Annotated in this window: 14 protein-coding genes and 11 pseudogenes; 17 read left to right on the top strand and 8 right to left on the bottom strand. The window is 48.5% G+C overall.

Annotated elements, in window-relative coordinates:
• Nucleotides 1-92 precede the first annotated feature (92 nt).
• Nucleotides 93-476, top strand: coding sequence for an outer membrane protein assembly factor BamE (locus tag MN084_RS10185; protein WP_330178013.1), 384 nt, complete (start codon nucleotides 93-95; stop codon nucleotides 474-476).
• A 76-nt stretch (nucleotides 477-552) separates the two neighbouring features.
• On the opposite strand, the pseudogene MN084_RS10180 reads toward MN084_RS10185, so the two are convergent.
• A pseudogene (locus tag MN084_RS10180) lies at nucleotides 553-1,497 on the bottom strand (IS256 family transposase).
• Between the two features lie 580 nt (nucleotides 1,498-2,077).
• On the opposite strand from MN084_RS10180, the gene MN084_RS19670 reads away from it, so the two are divergent.
• From MN084_RS19670 to MN084_RS19660, 4 genes and pseudogenes are all read left to right on the top strand, one after another.
• Nucleotides 2,078-2,233 (top strand): winged helix-turn-helix domain-containing protein, encoded by a 156-nt coding sequence (locus MN084_RS19670; protein WP_445083818.1) that lies wholly within the window; start codon nucleotides 2,078-2,080, stop codon nucleotides 2,231-2,233.
• A 319-nt stretch (nucleotides 2,234-2,552) separates the two neighbouring features.
• Nucleotides 2,553-2,753, top strand: a complete 201-nt coding sequence (locus MN084_RS19665) for a transposase (protein ID WP_445083817.1) — start codon at nucleotides 2,553-2,555, stop codon at nucleotides 2,751-2,753.
• Nucleotides 2,754-3,361: 608 nt separating this feature from the next.
• Nucleotides 3,362-4,162 (top strand): OmpA family protein, encoded by an 801-nt coding sequence (locus MN084_RS10175; protein WP_241086489.1) that lies wholly within the window; start codon nucleotides 3,362-3,364, stop codon nucleotides 4,160-4,162.
• A 39-nt stretch (nucleotides 4,163-4,201) separates the two neighbouring features.
• A pseudogene (locus MN084_RS19660) lies at nucleotides 4,202-4,758 on the top strand (DUF4332 domain-containing protein).
• On the opposite strand, the pseudogene MN084_RS10160 reads toward MN084_RS19660, so the two are convergent.
• A pseudogene (locus MN084_RS10160) lies at nucleotides 4,675-4,881 on the bottom strand (transposase); the annotation flags it as partial. The pseudogenes MN084_RS19660 and MN084_RS10160 sit on opposite strands and share 84 nt — an antisense overlap.
• A 2-nt stretch (nucleotides 4,882-4,883) precedes the next feature.
• Here MN084_RS10160 and MN084_RS10155 point away from each other — a divergent pair.
• The 3 pseudogenes from MN084_RS10155 to MN084_RS10145 all read left to right on the top strand — a co-directional run.
• Nucleotides 4,884-5,336 (top strand): annotated as a pseudogene (locus MN084_RS10155) (IS1595 family transposase); the annotation flags it as partial.
• Between the two features lie 57 nt (nucleotides 5,337-5,393).
• Nucleotides 5,394-6,601, top strand: a pseudogene (locus MN084_RS10150) (IS256 family transposase).
• Between the two features lie 35 nt (nucleotides 6,602-6,636).
• Nucleotides 6,637-6,957, top strand: a pseudogene (locus MN084_RS10145) (transposase); the annotation flags it as partial.
• Between the two features lie 296 nt (nucleotides 6,958-7,253).
• Here MN084_RS10145 and MN084_RS10140 read toward each other — a convergent pair.
• The 4 genes and pseudogenes from MN084_RS10140 to MN084_RS10125 all read right to left on the bottom strand — a co-directional run bounded on the left by MN084_RS10140 (nucleotide 7,254) and on the right by MN084_RS10125 (nucleotide 10,476).
• A complete protein-coding gene (locus MN084_RS10140; RefSeq protein ID WP_241086490.1) occupies nucleotides 7,254-7,454 on the bottom strand; it encodes a transposase in 201 nt (66 codons plus the stop codon).
• Entirely contained in the window at nucleotides 7,429-7,647 is a 219-nt protein-coding gene (locus MN084_RS10135) for a helix-turn-helix domain-containing protein (protein WP_445083960.1), read from the bottom strand. The genes MN084_RS10140 and MN084_RS10135 overlap by 26 nt, the downstream gene beginning before the upstream one ends.
• A gap of 435 nt (nucleotides 7,648-8,082) precedes the next feature.
• Nucleotides 8,083-8,694 (bottom strand): bifunctional phosphoserine phosphatase/homoserine phosphotransferase ThrH, encoded by a 612-nt coding sequence (gene thrH, locus MN084_RS10130; RefSeq protein ID WP_241086492.1) that lies wholly within the window; start codon nucleotides 8,692-8,694, stop codon nucleotides 8,083-8,085.
• A gap of 460 nt (nucleotides 8,695-9,154) precedes the next feature.
• Nucleotides 9,155-10,476 (bottom strand): annotated as a pseudogene (locus MN084_RS10125) (IS5 family transposase).
• Between the two features lie 101 nt (nucleotides 10,477-10,577).
• Here MN084_RS10125 and MN084_RS10120 point away from each other — a divergent pair.
• The gene (locus MN084_RS10120; protein ID WP_241086494.1) at nucleotides 10,578-11,213 is read left to right on the top strand and encodes an IS5 family transposase; all 636 of its coding nucleotides are present in this window, start codon (nucleotides 10,578-10,580) and stop codon (nucleotides 11,211-11,213) included.
• A 121-nt stretch (nucleotides 11,214-11,334) separates the two neighbouring features.
• Here MN084_RS10120 and MN084_RS10115 read toward each other — a convergent pair.
• Together MN084_RS10115 and MN084_RS10110 are read right to left on the bottom strand one after the other, a co-directional pair.
• Nucleotides 11,335-12,931 (bottom strand): annotated as a pseudogene (locus MN084_RS10115) (electron transfer flavoprotein-ubiquinone oxidoreductase); the annotation flags it as partial.
• A gap of 208 nt (nucleotides 12,932-13,139) precedes the next feature.
• Nucleotides 13,140-14,073: pseudogene (locus MN084_RS10110) on the bottom strand (IS5 family transposase).
• 177 nt (nucleotides 14,074-14,250) lie between these two features.
• On the opposite strand from MN084_RS10110, the pseudogene MN084_RS10105 reads away from it, so the two are divergent.
• The 8 genes and pseudogenes from MN084_RS10105 to MN084_RS10065 all read left to right on the top strand — a co-directional run.
• Nucleotides 14,251-14,625, top strand: a pseudogene (locus tag MN084_RS10105) (IS701 family transposase); the annotation flags it as partial.
• A 120-nt stretch (nucleotides 14,626-14,745) separates the two neighbouring features.
• Nucleotides 14,746-15,500, top strand: a pseudogene (locus tag MN084_RS19655) (transposase); the annotation flags it as partial.
• Nucleotides 15,501-16,492: 992 nt separating this feature from the next.
• Nucleotides 16,493-16,867 carry a succinate dehydrogenase, cytochrome b556 subunit gene (gene sdhC / locus MN084_RS10090; RefSeq protein ID WP_241086495.1) on the top strand — a complete coding sequence of 125 codons (375 nt, stop codon included), beginning with the start codon at nucleotides 16,493-16,495 and terminating at the stop codon, nucleotides 16,865-16,867.
• Nucleotides 16,864-17,208, top strand: a complete 345-nt coding sequence (gene sdhD / locus MN084_RS10085; RefSeq protein ID WP_241086497.1) for a succinate dehydrogenase, hydrophobic membrane anchor protein — start codon at nucleotides 16,864-16,866, stop codon at nucleotides 17,206-17,208. The genes sdhC and sdhD overlap by 4 nt, the downstream gene beginning before the upstream one ends.
• A gap of 24 nt (nucleotides 17,209-17,232) precedes the next feature.
• On the top strand, nucleotides 17,233-18,996 hold the full coding sequence (sdhA, locus tag MN084_RS10080) for a succinate dehydrogenase flavoprotein subunit (protein WP_241086499.1): 1,764 nt from the start codon (nucleotides 17,233-17,235) through the stop codon (nucleotides 18,994-18,996).
• Nucleotides 18,997-19,006: 10 nt separating this feature from the next.
• Nucleotides 19,007-19,699 carry a succinate dehydrogenase iron-sulfur subunit gene (locus tag MN084_RS10075; RefSeq protein WP_241086501.1) on the top strand — a complete coding sequence of 231 codons (693 nt, stop codon included), beginning with the start codon at nucleotides 19,007-19,009 and terminating at the stop codon, nucleotides 19,697-19,699.
• Nucleotides 19,699-19,950, top strand: a complete 252-nt coding sequence (locus MN084_RS10070) for an FAD assembly factor SdhE (protein ID WP_241086502.1) — start codon at nucleotides 19,699-19,701, stop codon at nucleotides 19,948-19,950. The genes MN084_RS10075 and MN084_RS10070 overlap by 1 nt, the downstream gene beginning before the upstream one ends.
• A 30-nt stretch (nucleotides 19,951-19,980) precedes the next feature.
• Nucleotides 19,981-20,493 (top strand): transposase, encoded by a 513-nt coding sequence (locus MN084_RS10065; protein ID WP_241086503.1) that lies wholly within the window; start codon nucleotides 19,981-19,983, stop codon nucleotides 20,491-20,493.
• The last annotated feature ends 36 nt before the right edge of the window (nucleotides 20,494-20,529 follow it).

Raw genomic sequence — 20,529 nt, 5'->3', positions numbered from 1 at the left:
CCTGTTATTGGGCCTGTGGCGCAAGTATATACATCTCTGGATGCTCAGCTATTGATAGTATGGGCAGCGCCGTACCCAGAGCCCTGGATAAGATGCCGCTGATACACCGGCCCGATGTACAGCAGGGCAATGTCATTACACAGAGTGCGATCGATAAGTTGCGTCCCGGAATGACTAAAAACCAGGCTCGCTACATTATGGGCACCCCTATGTTGGTGGATGTTTTCCATCGGGATCGATGGGATTACATCTACAGCATGCAGCCCGGCGGAGAAGAAAGAACACAGGAGCACATCTCACTCTTTTTCTCTGATGATCATCTAGTCCGGATCGAAGGAGACTATCGGCCGCTGGCAGCCACTGAAGACCCATTGAAGGTGGATAAAGGTGCAGTCATCAGCGTCCCTGACTACACGGGCGAAAAAGGGATATTCAGCTGGACTTTGAAGAAAGAGGGAATTGATTCAGAGAAATAGCCAATAATCAATAATGCTAGGCAAAATGGGATTGTGAAATCTTGAGGGTGTAACGATTTCCGTGTAACTGCCCAGGTTAAATGTACTCCGCCAAGCGTTCTTCGAACTCAATCATAAATCTATTCAGTGCTGGTTTCCAATTGCGAATCGGCATGGTCCATTTTTTTGATGCTTGCTGCACCGCCAGGTACACTACTTTCATTGCCGAGTCGTCGGTCGGAAATAGCTTCCGTTTTTTAATTGCCTTGTGAACCACGCTGTTCATTGGCTGGATCTGAGTCTCGGGAAATGCTGTATCGATTGCGTCTGGAAAGCCCTTCAGGCCATCGATACAGGCTATCAGGATATCCTTCACGCCGCGATTCTGGAGCTCTGTGAGTACATTGAGCCAGAACTTGGCACCCTCATTCTCTGACAGGCCAGAGCCCCAACAATTCCTTGTGGCCCTCCATGTTCACGCCCAGTGCTAGATAAATTGCCTTATTGGTCACTTTCTTGTCTTGCCGGATTTTTACGACAATACAATCCAGGTAAATAATGGGATAGACCGCATCCAGTGGCCTAGATGGCCATTCAATCACTTGTTCAATAACAGCGTCAGTCACTTTGGAAATCAAGGTGGCGGAGACATCAGCACCGTACATTTCTTTAACGGTCGTAACGATTTCTCGTGTTGTCATGCCCTGGGCATACAAGAAAATAATCTTGTCGTCCATGGAAGTAAATCGACGCTGGTGTTTTTTAACGGGCTTGGGCTCGAAACTCCCAGCTCTGTCGCGTGGTGTATCGAGCTCGAACTGGCCAGCTTCCGTTCAGTTAGTCTTACTGGCATGCCGTTGCGGTTATTGTCAGCTTCGGACTGCTCGTGCCTTTCAAAGCCAAGATGATCATCTAACTCAGCGTTCAGTGCCGCTTCGACCGTAATCTTGGTTGGCATCTGCTGGGAGTCTTTGAGGTCGTCTTCCGTCTTGATATTTTTAGCAGCCGCATGAGTGATCGCCTGTAGTTCTTTCTTGTTCATAGTGCCTATCCTCAACCACGCTTGGGTTTAATGATAGACAGTTACACAGAATTCAGGACACCCTCGAAATCTTATTTACACAGGAGGATCACACAAGGCAGGCCCGGCGTGATGAATTTGGTGTACAACATGCGTCGATTGGCGTGGCTGGCCGGATGAAGCGAGGTATGAGTATGGATGTTGCCAGAAAAATGAGCATGAAGATACCGGGCTCTCTGGATTTGCTAGGGGCTATTGGTTTTTGTCGGGTTTTTAGAGGTTCCCTTAACTCGGCAGATATTTATATATCAATATAATAGCCTGCACGCAAGCTCAGCACTGAGCAACAAGAACTTCTGAGACAGCAAGCTGTTTAGCTCCGCCTGCAAGGAAAGCGTTTAAGGAAATAGGCGGCTTATTGAATGTTCATCCAAATACGGCTGGATAGTGGTATAAGCGCTATCGTGTTGGTGGTAAAGAAGCTCTGGCCATCGCGAAGCGGGGACCAAAAAATGCACACTGTCGCCTGACTGAAGATCAAGAGCAAAAAGTCATTGAAGCGATTCGGGGTTATATGCCGGATTAATACAAACCCGGCTCTGTGCTCTGGACACGAGATTCCATTGCCCAACTTATCAAGCAGTTCCCGGGGATTAGTATTCCTGTGCGGACTGTGTGCGACTACCTTAAGTGCTGGGATTTTACACTTCAAAAGACCAGTAAAGCAGGCCTGGGAGAAAATCCCAGGCAAAAGTAGATGCCTAGTTGAAAGGTGAGTATCCTGGCATTAAGGAGCGGGCTAAAAAGAGAATGCCACTATATTCCGTGATGAAATAGGTATAAAAAACACCACGCAGTATGGTCGCTGTTATGCTCCGCAAGGACAAACGCCAGCACAGCGGCTCCCGTCCAAGCGAGTGTCGCTGAGTATGATTTCAGCCATTACGAATTCAGGGTGAAGCACAGCTTCATGCTGTATGAGCCATCCACGAATGCGAAAGTGCGGGTCAAATTTCTAAGGGCACTGATTGAATCTATACCAGGAAAGGTATCTCTGATACAGGACAACCTTACGAGTGCATCATACCAAGAAAGTGAAGCGATGGTTATCTGACCGGACCATAAAATGCTATCCGGAAGTCTTTTTCTTGCCTGCCTATTCACCGGAACTGAACCCTGACGAGTATCTGAATTGTGATCTGAAAAGCATGCTTCATAGCGGGGAAGCGATTTGTTCTGTGAACGATCTGAAAAAGAGAACACGATCCTGTATGTGAACCTTGCAAAAAAGGCCTGAACGAGTGGAAAATTACTTCAATGCGACACACATGGTGGTGTGATGATGACTCAGACGACGACCAATGCCTCGGTAACTCATATCAAAGATGCATAAGCATATGGCGTTCTTTTGCACTAAAATGGTAGCGATAAAAGATGATTTGTGCTCCTCCTGTGTAAATAAGATTTCACAACCTTTTACCAAGTATCCAAATCATCTTTTTTTAGTCATCCAGGTGATGCACTTTGGGAGTTGAATCCAACTTATCATAAACTCATGCAGGCGGCTTGAGTTGGCTCATAGGTACTGAACCCGAACAGCGCTTGGAGTGGGGGTGGTAAGTCAAGTAGAATGAGCTTCGTATGAGCCTGTGGTTCTGTATTTTCAATGTCTTGGCGATATTGTTTATCCCAGAAAAACCCGGCCCATTAGTCTCTAACCTACCGATGTCAAAAGGTAATTGTGAATTATTGGTCAACCATATGGCGCGGATAAATATTACTTAACATTGTAAATATCACTATACTCACGATTCCCACCTTGTTGTCACACTCATTTCGGTAGTGGCAAAAATGATGAAACTTTCAGTAAAAAGGATTACGAATAATGAAAATTAAAAACAAAATACCTCAGTATCTCATCACCAGTGCATCGGTCGTTATGCTGACAGCAATGGTGAGCAGTGCCTTTGCTATGGATAAGTATGCCCAAGACGGTTCAGCTGGAAAAGTTGTGAATAGCGCTGGTGGATGCTGGCAGACCGTGGGTGGGCGTTCAGATCTGTGCGGTGCTGTTAAAATGGATTCCGATGGTGATGGCGTTCTCGATAGCCAGGACAAGTGCCCAGGCACACCGGCAGGCGTAGAAGTCGGTGCATCCGGTTGCCGGCTGGATAGTGACAACGATGGTGTTCTGGATTATATGGACAAATGCCCGGAGACACCCAAAGGTGCGCCGGTTGACGCTGGCGGTTGCGCACTCGACTCCGATGGTGATGGTGTAGCGGATTACGTGGATAAATGCCCGGGAACACCTGTTGATGCAAAAGTGGACAAAAATGGCTGCACAGAGGAGGTTGTTCTACACAATGTTGAGTTTGAAGTGAATAGTGCTGAACTGACTATGGCTGCCAAGCGGACACTGGGACCCATCGCTGACGTTCTCAAAGGTCGTCCTGGTATCAAGCGTCTGGGGGTAACAGGCCATACCGACAGCACAGGTTCTGAGGCATACAACAAGCGTCTTTCTCAGGCGCGCGCCCAATCTGTTGCCGATTATTTCACTGCAGCTGGCATCAAGGCAAAGACCTCTGCCTGGGGCATGGGAGAAGATTCTCCGGTAGCCGATAACAATACGGTTGAAGGTCGTGCACAGAATCGCCGCGTTGAGCTGAAAGTAAGTCAATAACCAAGTCTGGAAGGTTTCAGAACAAACCCCGTCAAAGTGATGGGGTTTGTTTCATTTCACAGAAATTCAAGGGACATGGAAATGGCAAAATTAGTTGAAACCCAAGGTATAGGCAAAAAATATTCAGCAAAGCTGGAGGAAGCAGGGATCGGCTCTCAAGATCAATTGCTTGAAGTAGGTGCTGATCCGAAAGGTAGGGAGAGCCTGGGAGAAGCTACATGTATCAGCGGTAAATTACTGCTTGGCTGGGCCAATCGGGCCGATCTGGCGCGGGTAAGGGGATTGGTGAGGGGTATGCCAATCTGCTCGAATTGGTAGGTGTTAATACAGTGCCTGAGCTGGCTCAGAGTAATGTCGAAAACCTCAATGAAAAACTGGCAGCGGTGGCAGGAGAGCGTGGAAACGTAATTCGGCACATTCCGTCTCAGTCAGAAATCGATAAGTGGGTAGCACGAGCTAAAGATCTGCCAAGAGCAATATTACTGAGGATAACGGAATCATATTGGCCGAGCCTGCATCGAGTTCCGCACCATATGCACAATACACAGCTGGTTATTCGGAAAAGCCGTGTTGATTGCATCAGGAAAGCCCTTTAAGCCATCGACACAGGCAATAAAAATATCCTTCACACCGCAATTCTGAAGCTCTGTCAGCACGTTCAGCCAGAACTTGGAACCCTCATTCTCCGACAACCACATCCCCAATAATTCCTTGTGGCCTTAAATGCCACCACCAAAGCTCCCTGATTGCTGGCACCATCTTTCACGGCACCAAGCTGTCGTTGAAGAAGTGGTTTCTGGCCATCTAGTTTGTTGACTCAGCGTAAAAAGAGTACTTCTGCCTTGCAACTGTCCCGTGAAATTGGTGTGAACTACAATACAGCCTGGAAGCTCAAGCACAAACTGATGCAGGTGATGATGGAACGTCAGAGTCAAAAAAACTGGCTGGTCGCATCGAGATGGATGATGCCTGTATTGGTGGTGAGAAACCGGGAAAGCGTGGGCGAGGGTCTCGTAATAAAATCCCTTTCGTGGCAGCTGTTGAGACGACGCAGGACGGCAGGCCAATGAAGATCCAACTGCGTCGGCTCCGCGGTTTTCAGAGTGTGGAGATCGCTCGATATGCCAGATCCAGTCTGTGTGCTGGCAGCACTGTTCTTTCTGATAGAGGGTGTCCTGAATTCTGTGTAACTGCCTATCATTAAACCCAAGCGTGGTTGAGGATAGGCACTATGAACAAGAAAGAACTACAGGCGATCGCTCATGCGGCTGCTAAAAATATCAAGACGGAAGACGACCTCAAAGACTCCCAGCAGATGCCAACCAAGATTACGGTCGAAGCGGCACTGAACGCTGAGTTAGATGATCATCTTGGCTTTGAAAGGCACGAGCAGTCCGAAGCTGACAATAACCGCAACGGCATGCCAGTAAGACTAACTGAACGGAAGCTGGCCAGTTCGAGCTCGATACACCACGCGACAGAGCTGGGAGTTTCGAGCCCAAGCCCGTTAAAAAACACCAGCGTCGATTTACTTCCATGGACGACAAGATTATTTTCTTGTATGCCCAGGGCATGACAACACGAGAAATCGTTACGACCGTTAAAGAAATGTACGGTGCTGATGTCTCCGCCACCTTGATTTCCAAAGTGACTGACGCTGTTATTGAACAAGTGATTGAATGGCCATCTAGGCCACTGGATGCGGTCTATCCCATTATTTACCTGGATTGTATTGTCGTAAAAATCCGGCAAGACAAGAAAGTGATCAATAAGGCAATTTATCTGGCGCTGGGTGTGAACATGGAGGGCCACAAGGAATTGTTGGGGCTCTGGCTGTCAGAGAATGAGGGTGCCAAGTTCTGGCTCAATGTACTCACAGAGCCCCAGAATCGCGGCGTGAAGGATATACTGATAGCCTGTATCGATGGCCTGAAGGGCTTTCCAGACGCAATCAATACAGCGTTTCCCGAGACTCAGGTCCAGCTCTGTATTGTTCACATGGTGCGCAACTCGATGAAGTATGTGCCCTGGAAAGACTACAAGGCAGTGACGGCAGACCTGAAGAGAATATATAAGTCTGTCACCGAAGATGAAGCGCCACTGGAACTTGATAATTTCTCTAACCGATGGGACGACAAATATCCCCAGCTCAGCCGTTCGTGGCATAGCCACTGGCACAATCTTAATACCCTGTTTGGCTACCCTGAGGACATCCGCAGGGCAATCTATACAACCAATGCCATCGAGTCAATGAACAGCGTGGTTCGGAAGGCAATTAAAAAACGGAAGCTATTTCCGACCGACGACTCGGCAATGAAAGTGGTGTACCTGACGGTGCAGCAAGCATCAAAAAAATGGACCATGCCGATTCGCAATTGGAAACCAGCACTGAATAGATTTACGATTGAGTTCGAAGAACGCTTGGCGGAATACATTTAACCCGGGCAGTTACACGGAAATCGTTACACCCATCTTCTGATGGGCTCTACTGCTTCAGAGCAGTTACAGATGCTGGATGTGATCATATGCCTATCGTCACTGGCGGTGGGCGAAAGTATACCCAGCTCTCCACCTTTAAATGACTGAATACCATGCTTGGTAATATCAAGAATGCTTTGCAGGGAACCTTTCATGCTATTCGTAAAAAACACGTACCTTGTTATCTCGCCGAGTTTGAATATCGCTTTAATCGCCGGTTTAATCTTCCGGCTATGATTGAACGATTGCTCTGCGTCGCGTTACGTACACCACCGATGCCTTATCCCCTCCTGAGGATGGCTGAGGTTTATGGGTAATCAGGAGTTATTATACCTTAGCATTCAGAACGCCAGTAAGAAATGGACGATGCCCATTCGCAACTGGAACCTGACCTTGTCTCAACTGGCTATCTTCTTCGAAGGTAGGCTTGATCTGTGATGATATGGATTGAGTGCTTTTACGTTGACACAATATTTTGAACAGTCTCTTTAATTACATTGAATTGTTTTACAACTCGACACGCAGACATAGTACAAACGGTTTGCTTCCACCCCAGCAGTACGAAGACCGTTTCAAAATGAATAGCGGAGTGGTCTAAAGTCATGGGGGCTATTCATTTCAGTGTGGCATTGACAAAGGCTGGCCACATATCCATGGAGACACTCTCTATCGTTTCTCGCTGCTCCTCTGTCAAACCTTCGTACCATGCTTTGAGCATCGCCTTTTTGCGGTCACTGCCCACGTGTAGCACTATATCTGCATCCTGGTCTGATAAGACTGTTACATAATCATGACGTTTTAAAGACCGTCTCATCAACACCTATACGTCTTGGGCTAATCTCTGTTCTACGTGCCAGTCCTCGCTTAACCGCTCGCTGCATAATTCCATCAATGGCATTCCAGCTCAGCCTCATCAATCGGGAGACTGCCGAGATGGACGCCTCTTTCAACCAATCGACCACCAGCGCCTCAAACATTGCAGTAAATCCAGAGCTCGATTCTGCCAGCGGCGCTTGCGTGAGTCATAGCCCGGTGAGATCTGCCCACAGGTTGAACAACATTGCTTGGCGTCTGCCTCCTGCTCAACGTGTACCGTTACCTCTCTCTCTGACAGAACTGCTAGCTTACCAATGGCCCTTGATACCCAGGATCTGGGCGTATAGATCTTTATCTCTCATAGAGGGGTACGTTAGTCTACCCACTCAATTAGGGGAAGAGTCTTTTCATGTAAGCATTATACCAATATGTAAATGTCCACCGGGTTAATAATGTGGTTTTGGTGGCACCGGGATGCAGTTTAGCCAAGTTATTGGCTTGGTTTTATTGTGCTTGAATAATGTTAGCGGGAAATCGAATGATTATTCCAAGGAATGGGCGGAGAATCAGATCTAAAAGGTTCAAGGAACCAGACCCTACAGCCTAATACTGTCAGGGACGACTAACTAAAGATCTCTATTGCTCGCTTTTTTGAATTCAGCTCTGAATCTGTCGTAGTCATTAACCACGGGAAACTGTGGAAACTCATCAATGACATTCTGCGGTGGACGGAACAGAATGCCCCGGTCTGCCTCTGACAGCATCGTAGTGTCGTTGTAGGAGTCCCCGGCGGCGATGACCCTGAAATTGAGGCTGTGGAAGGCCTTTATCGATTGACGCTTCGGATCCTTCTGACGGATATGGTAGTCAGTGACAAAGCCCTGGTTATCAATGCTTAGTTTGTGACAAAGCAGTGTGGGATGGCCCAACTGGCGCATGAACGGTGCGGCAAAATCGTAGAAAGTATCCGAGAGAATGACGACCTGGAATCTTTCCCTGAGCCAATCAAGAAATTCCCGGGCACCCTCCAGTGGTTCCATACCGTCGATGACTTCCTGAATATCAGGTAGCCCGAGTTTGTGTGTTTTAAGAATATCCAGGCGCTGTCTCATCAACACGTCATAATCGGGGATATCCCGGGTGGTGGCTTTCAGCTCCTCAACATCGGTACGCTCAGCGAAGCTGGTCCAGATTTCAGGAATCAGAACACCTTCTAGATCAAGGCAGGCGATTTCCACGTGTTTTTCTCCTTGGAGGTTATGCCATTGAGGAAGGATACTACAGGTTGTACAGGGAGGGCTAACCTGCATTACAATGCACTCTGGTACGCAATTTATGATTAATGAGCAGTAGAGGGATGGCTTGCTACGCATCCTCCTTTTTTCCGGCAAACGTGCGCACCATATACAGTACCCCTCTACAAGACCGACGAACTCAAGATCTAGATCAACGTTGAGATCGCTTTAGGGCACCTCCGATTAACTAAAGAAATCGTATACCATTGATCTATAAGATCACCAGTTCCAGGAAAACGGTGAAACAGCAAAGCATTAGAAGTCAGGGGGTTTGAAAAATACCGAAAAAAGACCCACAAGGAGAGCATTTTCTGGATGAGATGGAGCAAATCATCCCCTGGAAGGAGCTTGGCGAGGTCATAGCACCCTACTTAGTCGACCCTGAAATATTTATTCTAGGCACTTAATAATACTGTTGTTTCTGTTTTGCAAACAGGAACAACAGTATGGACATGATATTTTTCAGCACAAAAAGAACCTCCCTCATCCATTTTCTGAAGTTGAAGGCAGCCGCCGCCATAAGACAAGTTAATCTGATCCCCGGAAAAACCTTTAAGAAAGTTCCTTTTTAGCCTGTGGTCACTCTTTAAGTGACCACAGGCTCAATGCCAGCTCGTCTTCTGAAACGTTTTCTGGCTAATGCCACATGGCTTCTCCTGAGGTATTCCTCCTAGCAGGCTTTGGCGTTACTATCTGGGTGTCATTAACCTTTGATTTGCCCCGATAACCTCGATCAGCAATACCCACTTTGGGTGCTCGATTGATGAGACGTTTCACCTGTGCCAAGACCTCAGGTACGGTGTGACCATCAAATACATTCTTCTCAAAAGCCAGGGCACCAATCACAATGCCCGCGTCCCTTGTGGTGGTAATTGATGCCTTGGTGCCAAACTCATAACGCTGCTGGGCCTTGCCTTTGCTCATACAGTAAACATGAGGTTCATGTAGGCTGTACAACTTGTTTTTATCAGCACGCTTCTGATTCAGCATGCGCTGGTACAGGGCGAACTTTTCTGCATAGAATTTCTGTTGTTCTGCGGTCATCTTACGCTGTATTTCACGCAGTAATCGGCCGCTGATGGTCTTTAATCGCTTGACGGCCTTACGTGCCTTTTTACGATTCCTCGGATGTGTGGCAAATCGGGTGGGGAGCTTGAGAATTTTTACTTCCTTCTCATGGCTTCGACTGAGCACGATACCTTCTGCTCGGGCCATCTTGAGTAACTGCCCGTGTATCTTTCGGTACTGCTTTGCATCAGTTGGAAAGGTAATGTTTTTCTCTTGTACGGTAGTGTCGATACACATTTCATCTTCGATCGCCTTTTCTTGATGTAAGGCGATAGAGGCAGCCAGGACCTTTTCAAAACCTTCGTTGCCAATACGCTTTCTGAAGTAAGTCAGGTCGGAGGGGTCACAAGGAAGTTGCCATTGGAATTCGATCTCACCCGTAAAACTCGGGTAGTAGGGATTTTGTATCCAGCGTTGAATCAGAACCTCGTCACTGAGGTCTTCCAGATGCTTGAGTATCGAGAGGCCCACCATTAGGCGGATGGGTTTTGAGAGCTTTCCAAGATGAGAATAAAGCGGGGCAAATTCAGCATCAAAATATGACCAGTCTATCTGTCTGGCCAATAGCAAAAGTGGATGCTTGGGGTTCAGCTGATCCAGTAAGTTCTGGTGCAGGAAACTTTGCTGGTTGGGATTGGCTGTCTTGGCTTTGCTCAATTATCCACCTCTGTTTCGTCCAGTTTTTCTCTGCTTTTACCCATTTCTCGGACGTTTATTTTATTAAATTTAGACGCTTATTTTATATAAATCATTGCGTTATGAATATTTCAGGGGCGACTAATTACCCAAATCCGAAGGGCGCGGGTAGAAAGCCCATTGGTCTAAAGCGCATGCGGCGCACCCACTTTCTACAGCACTGGTTTGAACTCTCTGATCCCGCAGCGGAAGAAGCGCTTCATGATTTACGTGCCATGGGTAAGTTCGTCAGTATCGACCTGAGTAATGAGCCCGTACCGGATGAAACAACCACCTGCAATTTTTGCCATCTGATGGAAAGGAATAGTCTTGGGGATGAGCTGTTTCGCTTGGTCAATATTTACCTGGCCGAGAATGGTATGAAGCTCAACCGGAAAACCCTTGTTGATGCCACAATCATCACAACGAAGAACAAAGAGATAAACCGTAATCCGGATATGCATCAAACCCACAAAGGCAATCAATGGTACTCTTGGCATGAAGGCCTATATTGGCGTGGACTGATCCACTCAATTGCTGTGACACCGGCCAATATCCATGATTCGCAGGTATTGGAAGACCTGTTGCATGGAAACGAAACCCGCGTACGGGGAGATTCTGCCTATGCAAGACAGAAAGATAAACTGACCAAGCATGCGCCAAAGGCCAAAGATTTTACCCCGAAGAAAGCCTGTCGTAATCGACAATTAACTGGATAGGAGCCATCAGCGAATCGATACAAATCCGGAACGCGCGCCAGAGTAGGCATGTATTCGGTGTGTTGCTGCAGCCACCCTCTCGGGATTCATGCTGCGTGATCCCGGGAGGACTACATATTTGGAAATTAGGCCCACCGCCGCCTTCGGGTACCACCCAGTTAATATTCTGCGGCGGATCCTTGATATCGCATGTCTTGCAGTGGACACAATTCTGGGCATTGATTTGCAATACCGGCCCTTTATCGCCCTCATCAATGATTTCATAAACCCCGGACGGGCAGTAGCGTTGTTCCGGAGCATCATAGAGGTTCAGATTGATACTGATCGGCACCCTGGTATCTTTCAGGCACAGATGGACCGGCTGGTTCTCTTCATGGTTGGTATTCGATATATAGACTGAAGAGAACCGGTCGAAGGTCACCTTGCCATCCGGTTTTGGGTAGTCTATTTTTGGGAAATCATTGGCCTTGCCCAACTGTTCGTGATCGGCATGGTTGTGAAGGGTCCAGGGTGCTTTGCCACGGAACAGATAAGTCTCTAGGGCTGCATAGACGAGTCCGAACCAGAGGCCTTTCTGAAATCCTGGCCGCAAATTTCGTACCTTGCTCAACTCATCCCAGACCCAGCTCTTGGCAAGCTGTTTCGGGTAGGTGGTTATCTCGTGAATGCCCTCATCCGGCAGTGCGTTGAAAATCGCTTCGGCTGCTAACATGGCACTTTTCATCGCCGTGTGAGTGCCCTTGAGCTTGGATACATTGAGGAAGCCGGCGCTATCACCTACCAACACCCCCCCTGGAAAGGTAAGCTTGGGGATGGATTGAAATCCACCTTCAGAAAGACAGCGTGCACCGTAGCTGATACGTCTGCCACCCTCGAAGAGAGGGCGGACAGCCGGATGAGTCTTGAAGCGTTGAAACTCTTCGAACGGGTTGAGATGGGGATTCTGGTAATCCAGACCGATCACAAACCCGACTGATACTTGACTGTCTGACAAATGGTAGAGAAATGATCCCCCATAGGTTTTACTGTCTAGAGGCCAGCCGATGGAGTGCATAATGCTGCCCTCCTTGTGCTTCTCCGGCTGCACTTCCCAAATCTCTTTGATACCAATACCGTAGGATTGAGGGTCCACCCCCTCCCGGAGGTTGAATTTCTCTGTCAGTGTCTTGGTCGGCGAGCCCCTACAACCTTCTGAGAAAATCGTTTGGCGGCCCAAAAGCTCTATTCCCGGTTCAAAATTAGCCGTTGGCTCACCATCTGCGCCAACCCCCATATCACCGGTTGCGATGCCACGAACCTGGCCACTCTCCTTGTAGAGTACTTCGGCTGCGGCAAATCCGGGGAATATCTCAACCCCCATGGCCTCTGCCTGCTCACCGAGCCAGCGGCAGACGTTGCCCAGGCTGACAATATAGTTGCCCTTATTGCGCATCTGGGGTGGGCATAGTGATAGCGTGTTTCTTTGTCAGAAACAAAAAACGGTCGTTAGTCGCGGGGGTATCCAGTGGCGCGCCACGTGCTTTCTAGTCGGGAATCAGCTCATCAAGGGCTCTTGTCTCCAAAATGGCACCGGACAGGATATGGGCACCTACTTCAGACCCTTTTTCAACCACGCAGATCGAAAGCTCACGGCTCTGTTCCTGGCCCAACTGCGCCAGACGAATAGCTGCAGCAAGACCGGCAGGCCCAGTCCCCACAATTACTACATCAAATTCCATCGATTCACGTTCCACGACGACATCTCTTTGGTGCTTAATGTCCCTGAGTTATATTGATGTTAACGTCATTATATTTAGGGATGGTCTGAAAAATTAGAGTTTTTCATTTCGCCTGCCATCCAATCTTGAATATTTGTAAAAACAACCTGCGTTATTCTCGGATTTGACCTTAATTTTGGCTATTCCGGGTCTTTCAGCCGCAACTTGCCTATGATATGGCTAATAAATACCGCTTAGCCAGTACCCGATTAATCAAGGCACACTTGATAAACACACAATGGGTATTTTTCTCAAGCTCTCGATAGCGAACCTTGTTAAAACCAAACTGCTGCTTCATTACACCGAATACATGCTCTACTCTGGCGCGCGTTCTCGATTTGTATCGATTCGCTGATGGCTCCTGTCCAGTTAATTGTCGATTACGACAGGCTTTCTTCGGGGTAAAATCTTTGGCCTTTGGCGCATGCTTGGTCAGTTTATCTTTCTGTCCTGCATAGGCAGAATCTCCCCGTACGCGGGTTTCGTTTCCATGCAACAGGTCTTCCAATACCTGCGAATCATGGATATTGGCCGGTGTCACAGCAATTGAGTGGATCAGTCCACGCCAATATTAGGCCTTCATGCCAAGAGTACCATTGATTGCCTTTGTGGGTTTGATGCATATCCGGATTACGGTTTATCTCTTTGTTCTTCGTTGTGATGATCGTGGCATCAACAAGGGTTCCCGGGTTGAGCTTCATACCATTCTCGGCCAGGTAAACATTGACCAAACGAAACAGCTCATCCCCAAGACTATTCCTTTCCATCAGATGGCAAAAATTGCAGATGGTTGTTTCATCCGGTACGGGCTCATTACTTAGGTCGATACTGACGAACTTACCCATGGCACGTAAATCATGAAGCGCTTCTTCCGCTGCGGGATCAGAGAGTTCAAACCAGTGCTGTAGAAAGTGGATGCGCCGCATGTGCTCCAGACCAACGGGCTTTCCACCCCGCGCCCTTCGGATTTGGGTAACAGGGTGCTATGACCTCGCCAAGCTCCTTCCAGGGAATGATTTGCTCCATCTCATCCAGAACTGCTCCTTGCGGGTCTTTTTTCGGTATTTTTCAAAGCCCCGAGCTTCTAAGCTTTGCTGTTTCATCGTTTTCCTGGAACTGGTGATCTATAGATCAATGGTATACGATTGATCTAAATTAATCAGAGATGCCCCAGAGTTTCAGGAGGATAAAACCCGAAGACTGCATAAAAAGCTTGACATGACAGCAGTTCAAGCGTTGCCGCGCCTTCATGAAGAGGAGTAGGTCTTCTGGAGGCCGCTATGAACACAACAGGATACGGTAATATCCCCCGCGAGCTGTTCCATTGGATAACATTGTTGTGCAAAGCGTTACCCCTAGGATCTGCCGGTACTTTCATTGGGTTACTTATTGGCTCGATGCCTGTCTCTGCGGGTTTTATAACTGATGCCTATTTGATGCTGGGTATGCGAAGCCATTGGACCAGCTACTACAAATGGTTACAAAATGGCAGATGGTCATGGTTGACCTTAGCACGGTCATTTGTCCGACTCATACTGAGAATAGCGAGGACCATGCAATTGGCGACACATTGACGCTCCGGGCTTCTAAAAAAGCACCCGGCAACAAGGATCCATCATCGACACGGGAACAAACCTGATCTTGCGCAAGATGTGTGAGGACAATGCTGGGTAAGTCTGGAAGCTATGCTCGCTTCTGGTGTATGGGCTGAATAAGAGAAGCGGTGCCCTCTGTTGGTTGATCTTAGCAGATCAACCAACAGAGGGATATACCGCATGAGTGATGGTAATCTTATTGAGCTGAATACTCCATCCGGCGATATATTGAATGGGCTCCTCAAGGCTTGGGCACAGAAGCGGCTGATGAATGCTGTAGAGGCAGAATTAGCTGAATTACTGGAGCAGTTTAGGTCAGAACGAGTAGATGGAAAGCAGACTATTGTACGCAATGGCTACCTGCCTGAACGCAGTATCCAAACAGGCCTAGGCGATATTCAGTCAAAATACCGAAGGTGCGTGACCGTTCAAGCCAGGGCATTAGGTTCAACGCCAGGATGGATGACCGCTGGAAGGCAGCTGCGAAGAAATGACCAGAGACGGCGAACGTGCTAGGTAAGGTACCCAGACCGGATCAAAGAGGCGCTGCATGAATCTGGATGGCCGAGAGCATCCGTCCTGAAGGCTCACGGTAGCTGTGTCAGGCGCTTTGAGGGCAAGTATCCTGTTGCTATGGAATGCCTGGAGAAGGATAGGGAGTCGATGCTGGCATTTTATGACTTCCCAGCACCACACTGGCAGCATATACGGACGACGAATCCAATAGAGTCGGTGTTCGCTAAGTGCGTCTGAGGACGACAAAAACCAAGAACTGCGACAGCCGGAAGATAACGCTGGCCATGGCTTGGAAGCTGAGGACGATAGCAGAAAAGAAGTGGCAGCGATTGAGGGGATGCAGGCTACTGGCTGATGTAGTCGAGGGAGTATTCAAGGATGGCGAGAGATGTAGAAACCGATCAATCCCAAGGCATGCCGGACGAGGCCATACAACAGATTTGATTATAGCTTGTAAGTCTGGTTTGTATAGTGAAGGGGGAGGTGATGCAATAGCATTACCACCTACTGTCCCGCCTGACACCGAGTACAGGCAATACAGGGAAACTGGTAGCGGCAAATACATTGGTCCAGGCTGTATGCAGCTTATTTCAGGGGTTAAAAGTTAAGAGTTCTAGTGGATAGCTGGTTTATGCGCCATTGTTTTATTGAATCAATGGAGCAGCGCGGGTTTTGTGTTATCGGGCAGGTTTGTAGAGATACTCGTCATGAAGAACCGCCAAAGAGAAAACAAGGTCAGCGTGGGCAACCCTGTAAATATGGTGAGAAATATACACCCAAGCGAATTGCTCATTTTGAACGGATGTAGTCAACTCTGCAATTGTACGAGCGATCACAGGATGTGCGTTATCGTAGTAAGATAGCCAAGGCAAGATTTTTGATTAGGCGATTGGTAGTGGCTGCTTGGTGTGAGTTTAAAAGTGTCAATGGTCGTTGGAGACAGACTTTGCTTGCTGATAAAGCTTAGCCACTTGTAATGAGCGGCAGAATGATCATAGAAAGTTCGGAACTCGAGTGGCTGATAGCGACTTGAAGTGGCTGTGTTGCTCTAAACCCTAGTTATGTAAGGATTTGTTAAGAACTGACAAAAATGAAAATTTATTAGCAATAAACAGCATGACCATAGAAAATTCTATGGAAGTATAAATTTATTTCTTCTCAATAGGGCACAAATGGCTATACTTAAGAGTCGGTTCTTTTTGATCCGAGTTTTAAGAGAGCCTCTAATTGATTCTGGGTCGGATGGGTGATGAGTTGAAATCTTCCGGATCAAGGCGAAAATTGCCGGTAGTAGCTGGCTGTTACCAAGATTATCAACGCAGGGCCGGAAGATTTTAGCCGTCAGGCAGCGGTTCATGAATTGATCAAAGGCTCCTACAGACCTATAGGCTGAGACCGAGAGATAAATCCTATGATGCATAAAAACCGGCCTGTTTTTCTAAACCTGCTTCAATTTCGATTCCCCATGACCGCCATCATGTCGGTGGGTCACCGTACCAGCGGCGTCATGATGATTTTGGGTATTCCCTATTTAGTCTACGTTCTGGATCGTTCTCTCTCTGGCGCTGAAGGGTTTGCCGATACCATGGCGTTTTTTGACCAATGGCTGGTCAGATTGGTTCTGTTTGTTGTACTTTGGGCACTGATACACCACCTGTTGGCCGGCATACGTTTTCTACTAATTGATTTCCAGATTGGCGTCGATAAAAAGAGCGGTAGACTATCTGCCTTGGCAGTGATGATCTCCGCGCCTATTTTCGCTATATTGATAGAGCTATTGTCATGAGTCGTCAAGCATCTGGACTGCGCGCCTGGGCACTGCAACGTATCAGTGCCGTCTACCTCGGTCTCTACATTATCTATACTTTTGGTTATCTGAGCTTTAATACACCGGTTTCCTTTGAGGCTTGGCGTGCTTATGTGGCAAACCCCAATGTGACAGTTGCTATGCTTATCTTCTTTGTCGCACTGCTTGTCCATGCTTGGGTAGGTATTCGTGACGTCCTGATCGATTATGTACACCCTTTTCTGCTCAGGGTTTTGCTTCTGACTTTTTTCGGAACCGGTCTGATCGGGTGCGGCCTGTGGATCGCCAGAACAATATTTCTTGCGGGTATAACCGTCTGATCCAAATCCTTTGAAAGGTTTCCCATGACTTTAGCCAGAAGACATTTTGATGCATTGATCCTCGGAGCAGGTGGGGCGGGTCTGAATGCTGCGCTGCAACTCGCCAGTGCCAATCCCAAGGTCGCGGTGGTCTCCAAGGTTTTCCCCACACGCTCTCACACAGTGGCAGCTCAGGGTGGTGTGAATGCGGCACTTGCCAATGTGATGCCGGATAACTGGCATTGGCACATGTTTGATACGGTAAAGGGTTCTGATTATCTCGGCGATCAGGATGCAATCGAATTCATGTGTCGCGAAGCCATACCCACCGTTTACGAACTGGAACACGACGGCGTTCCCTTTTCCCGATTGGATAGCGGCCGAATCTATCAACGCGCTTTCGGCGGCCAGAGCCAGGGTTTCGGTGGCGCTCAGGCAGCACGGACTTGTGCCGCGGCCGATCGCACCGGACACGCGATACTGCATACGCTTTATCAACAGAATATTTGTGCCAGAACCCATTTTTTCGACGAGTATTTTGGCGTTGATCTGATTTGTGATAACGAGGGGGCCGTGCTTGGTGCCTTGATTCTGGAAATCGAGACCGGCGAACCACTGCTGATCGAAGCCAAGGCCACACTGCTGGCGACCGGTGGTTGCGGCCAGGTTTTCCGTACTACCTCCAATGCGCATATCAATACGGGTGATGGCATGGCCATGGCACTTCGGGCCGGTGTACCGCTGATGGATATGGAATTTTTCCAGTTCCACCCTACGGGCATTGCCGGAAAAGGCATACTGATCACCGAAGGTGTACGTGGTGAAGGTGGCTATCTGATTAACAAGGACGGCGAACGCTTTATGGAGCGCTATGCACCGAATGCCAAAGATCTCGCCAGCCGGGATGTGGTGGCGCGCTCAATTGTAACCGAGATCAAAGAGGGACGGGGGTGCGGTCCCGATGCCGACTATGTAATGCTGAAAGTGGATCACCTTGGTGAAGAAATTGTCAGCAAACGCTTGCCGGGTATTCGTGACAGCGCAAAGATTTTTGCCGGCGTTGATCCGGTGGTTGAGCCGATCCCTGTTTTCCCCACGGCACACTATGTTATGGGTGGCATTCCCACAGATCGTTATGGCCGGGTTGTGGTGCCACTTCACCATGGGCCGGAGGAGGTGATTCCGGGTCTCTACGCGGCAGGTGAGTGCGCCTGTGTCTCGGTTCATGGCGCCAATCGTCTGGGCGGGAATTCATTGCTGGATATTCTGGTATTCGGACGGGCTGCCGGACAGGATATTATCAAGTACCTTAGCAAGAACCCGAACCATCGCCCGATGAACGAGGCAGCTGTCGAGGCAGCTGTATCCCGTCTGACTCGCTGGGATCAACAAGGAGAGGGGATCCCTGTACGGGAGCTGCGTGATGAGTTCCGCAAGGTGATGGAAGACCATGCCGGCGTATTCCGTACTGACGAAGTGATGTCTGAGGGCGTTACCCGGATTAAAGAGATAAGAGAGAAACTGAAAGATGTTCGCCTTACTGATCAAAGCAAGGTATTCAACACCGCTCGTGCCGAAGCGCTTGAGCTGGAAAACCTGATTGACATCGGAATGGCTATCGTGCTTTCAGCCCTCGAGCGCAAAGAGAGCCGCGGCGCGCATTCACGACCAGATTATCCTGACCGGGATGACAAAAACTGGATGAAGCATAGTCTCTACTTCAAGGAAGAGGACCGGATGGACTACAAACCGGTACATACCAAACCACTCACGGTGGAAAATTTTCCACCCAAGCCAAGGGTCTACTGAGGGCTGTTGCATGAAATTCGTCATCTACCGTTACAACCCGGATCTCGACACTGTTCCGAGGATGCAGGAGTACGACGTTGTCGCTACCCGAGGCATGATGCTGCGTGATGCCCTGATGGAGATCAAGCGTCAGGATGAGTCCTTCTCTTTCCGCCACTCCTGCGGTGAAGGGGTGTGTGGTTCTGATGGCGTGAATGCTAATGGGGTCAATTTACTCGCATGCATTACACCGGTAACCGACCTGAAAGAGCCGATAAAAATACGTCCGTTACCCGGTCGTCCAGTGGTGCGGGATCTAGTTGTGGATATGAGCCAGTTTTATCAGCAGTATCGGGCAGTAAAACCCTACCTGATCCATAAAGATTCGTTGCCGGAGCAGGAGATTCTGCAGTCCCCTGAAGAGCGTGACAAACTGGATGGCCTTTATGAGTGCATTATGTGCGGTTGCTGCTCTACCGCCTGCCCTTCATTTTGGTGGAATCCGGAAAAATTTCATGGCCCTCAGGCGTTACTGCAGTCCTGGCGATTTCTCGCTGATAGCCGTGACCAGGGCACTGATGAGCGCTTGGATGCCCTTGAAGGACCTTACAAACTTTTCCGTTGCCACACGATTATGAACTGCGTAGAGGTCTGTCCGAAACAGCTCAACCCGACCAAAGCGATTGGTCATATCAAGGAATTGATGCTTAAGCATTCGGTCTGATGTCACTGCAGACCCAACTGCCCAGCATGGATAAACTGCGCTGGCAATGCCGGAGAGGCATGCTTGAACTCGACTATGTGCTGAGGGGATTTCTTGAAGATACCTACCCAGGTTTATCTCAAAATGACCGAGCGTTGTTTGTCCAGGTGCTCGATTTCGAGGATCAGCTGTTGCTGGATTGGCTGATGGGAAATGTGGTTTCCTCCGATGCTGGTATCAGACGATTAATTGGCCAGATGCGGCACAGTTAAGGTGGGCGTCTACCTTGCGATGCGGTACTGATGTTCAAGGTGTTGGTCCTACAGCATTTGTTCAATCTATCCGATGATCAAACAGAGTTCCAGATTCGGGATCACTATAGCTTTTGTCATTTTCTTGGACTGAGCCAGGAGGGTAAGGTTCCCGATGCTAAAACAGTTTGGGTATATTGTGAGCACCTGAAAGAACGGGGCCTTGTTGATAAACTCTTTTCAGAACTGTTGACCCAGATTGATGCAGCAGGCTTCAGTGCTTGCAAGGGACAGATTGCAGATGCCGCTATCGCTCCAGTACCCAAACAACGCAATACGCTAGAGGAAAATAGGCAGATCAAAGCTGGGGATGGCCCTGAGGCATGGGGTGATAACAAGCACCGCCAGAAGGATGTTGAAGTCCGCTGGACCATGAAGCATGGTAAAATCCACCGTGGGGTACAAAAGCCATATCAGCATAGACCGGAAGCACAAGGTCATTCGCAAGTACGCCATCACATCAGCTGTTGTTTTTACAAATATTCAAGATTGGATGGCAGGTGAAGTGAAAAACTTCAATTTCTCAGACCAATCCTTAGC

Origin of the sequence: Candidatus Vondammii sp. HM_W22, from assembly GCF_022530855.2 — a bacterium.
Lineage (GTDB): Bacteria > Pseudomonadota > Gammaproteobacteria > Chromatiales > Chromatiaceae > Vondammii.
This window is presented reverse-complemented; position numbering and strand designations above follow the sequence as displayed.

Coding starts and splice junctions, on each gene's coding strand:
- sdhA (WP_241086499.1), top strand. CDS start 17,233: ATGACTTTAGCCAGAAGACATTTTGATGCATTGATCCTCGGAGCAGGT.
- MN084_RS10065 (WP_241086503.1), top strand. CDS start 19,981: ATGTTCAAGGTGTTGGTCCTACAGCATTTGTTCAATCTATCCGATGAT.
- MN084_RS10070 (WP_241086502.1), top strand. CDS start 19,699: ATGTCACTGCAGACCCAACTGCCCAGCATGGATAAACTGCGCTGGCAA.
- MN084_RS10140 (WP_241086490.1), bottom strand. CDS start 7,454: ATGAGACGGTCTTTAAAACGTCATGATTATGTAACAGTCTTATCAGAC.
- MN084_RS10120 (WP_241086494.1), top strand. CDS start 10,578: ATGAATATTTCAGGGGCGACTAATTACCCAAATCCGAAGGGCGCGGGT.
- sdhD (WP_241086497.1), top strand. CDS start 16,864: ATGAGTCGTCAAGCATCTGGACTGCGCGCCTGGGCACTGCAACGTATC.
- MN084_RS10185 (WP_330178013.1), top strand. CDS start 93: ATGCCGCTGATACACCGGCCCGATGTACAGCAGGGCAATGTCATTACA.
- MN084_RS10075 (WP_241086501.1), top strand. CDS start 19,007: ATGAAATTCGTCATCTACCGTTACAACCCGGATCTCGACACTGTTCCG.
- MN084_RS10175 (WP_241086489.1), top strand. CDS start 3,362: ATGAAAATTAAAAACAAAATACCTCAGTATCTCATCACCAGTGCATCG.
- sdhC (WP_241086495.1), top strand. CDS start 16,493: ATGATGCATAAAAACCGGCCTGTTTTTCTAAACCTGCTTCAATTTCGA.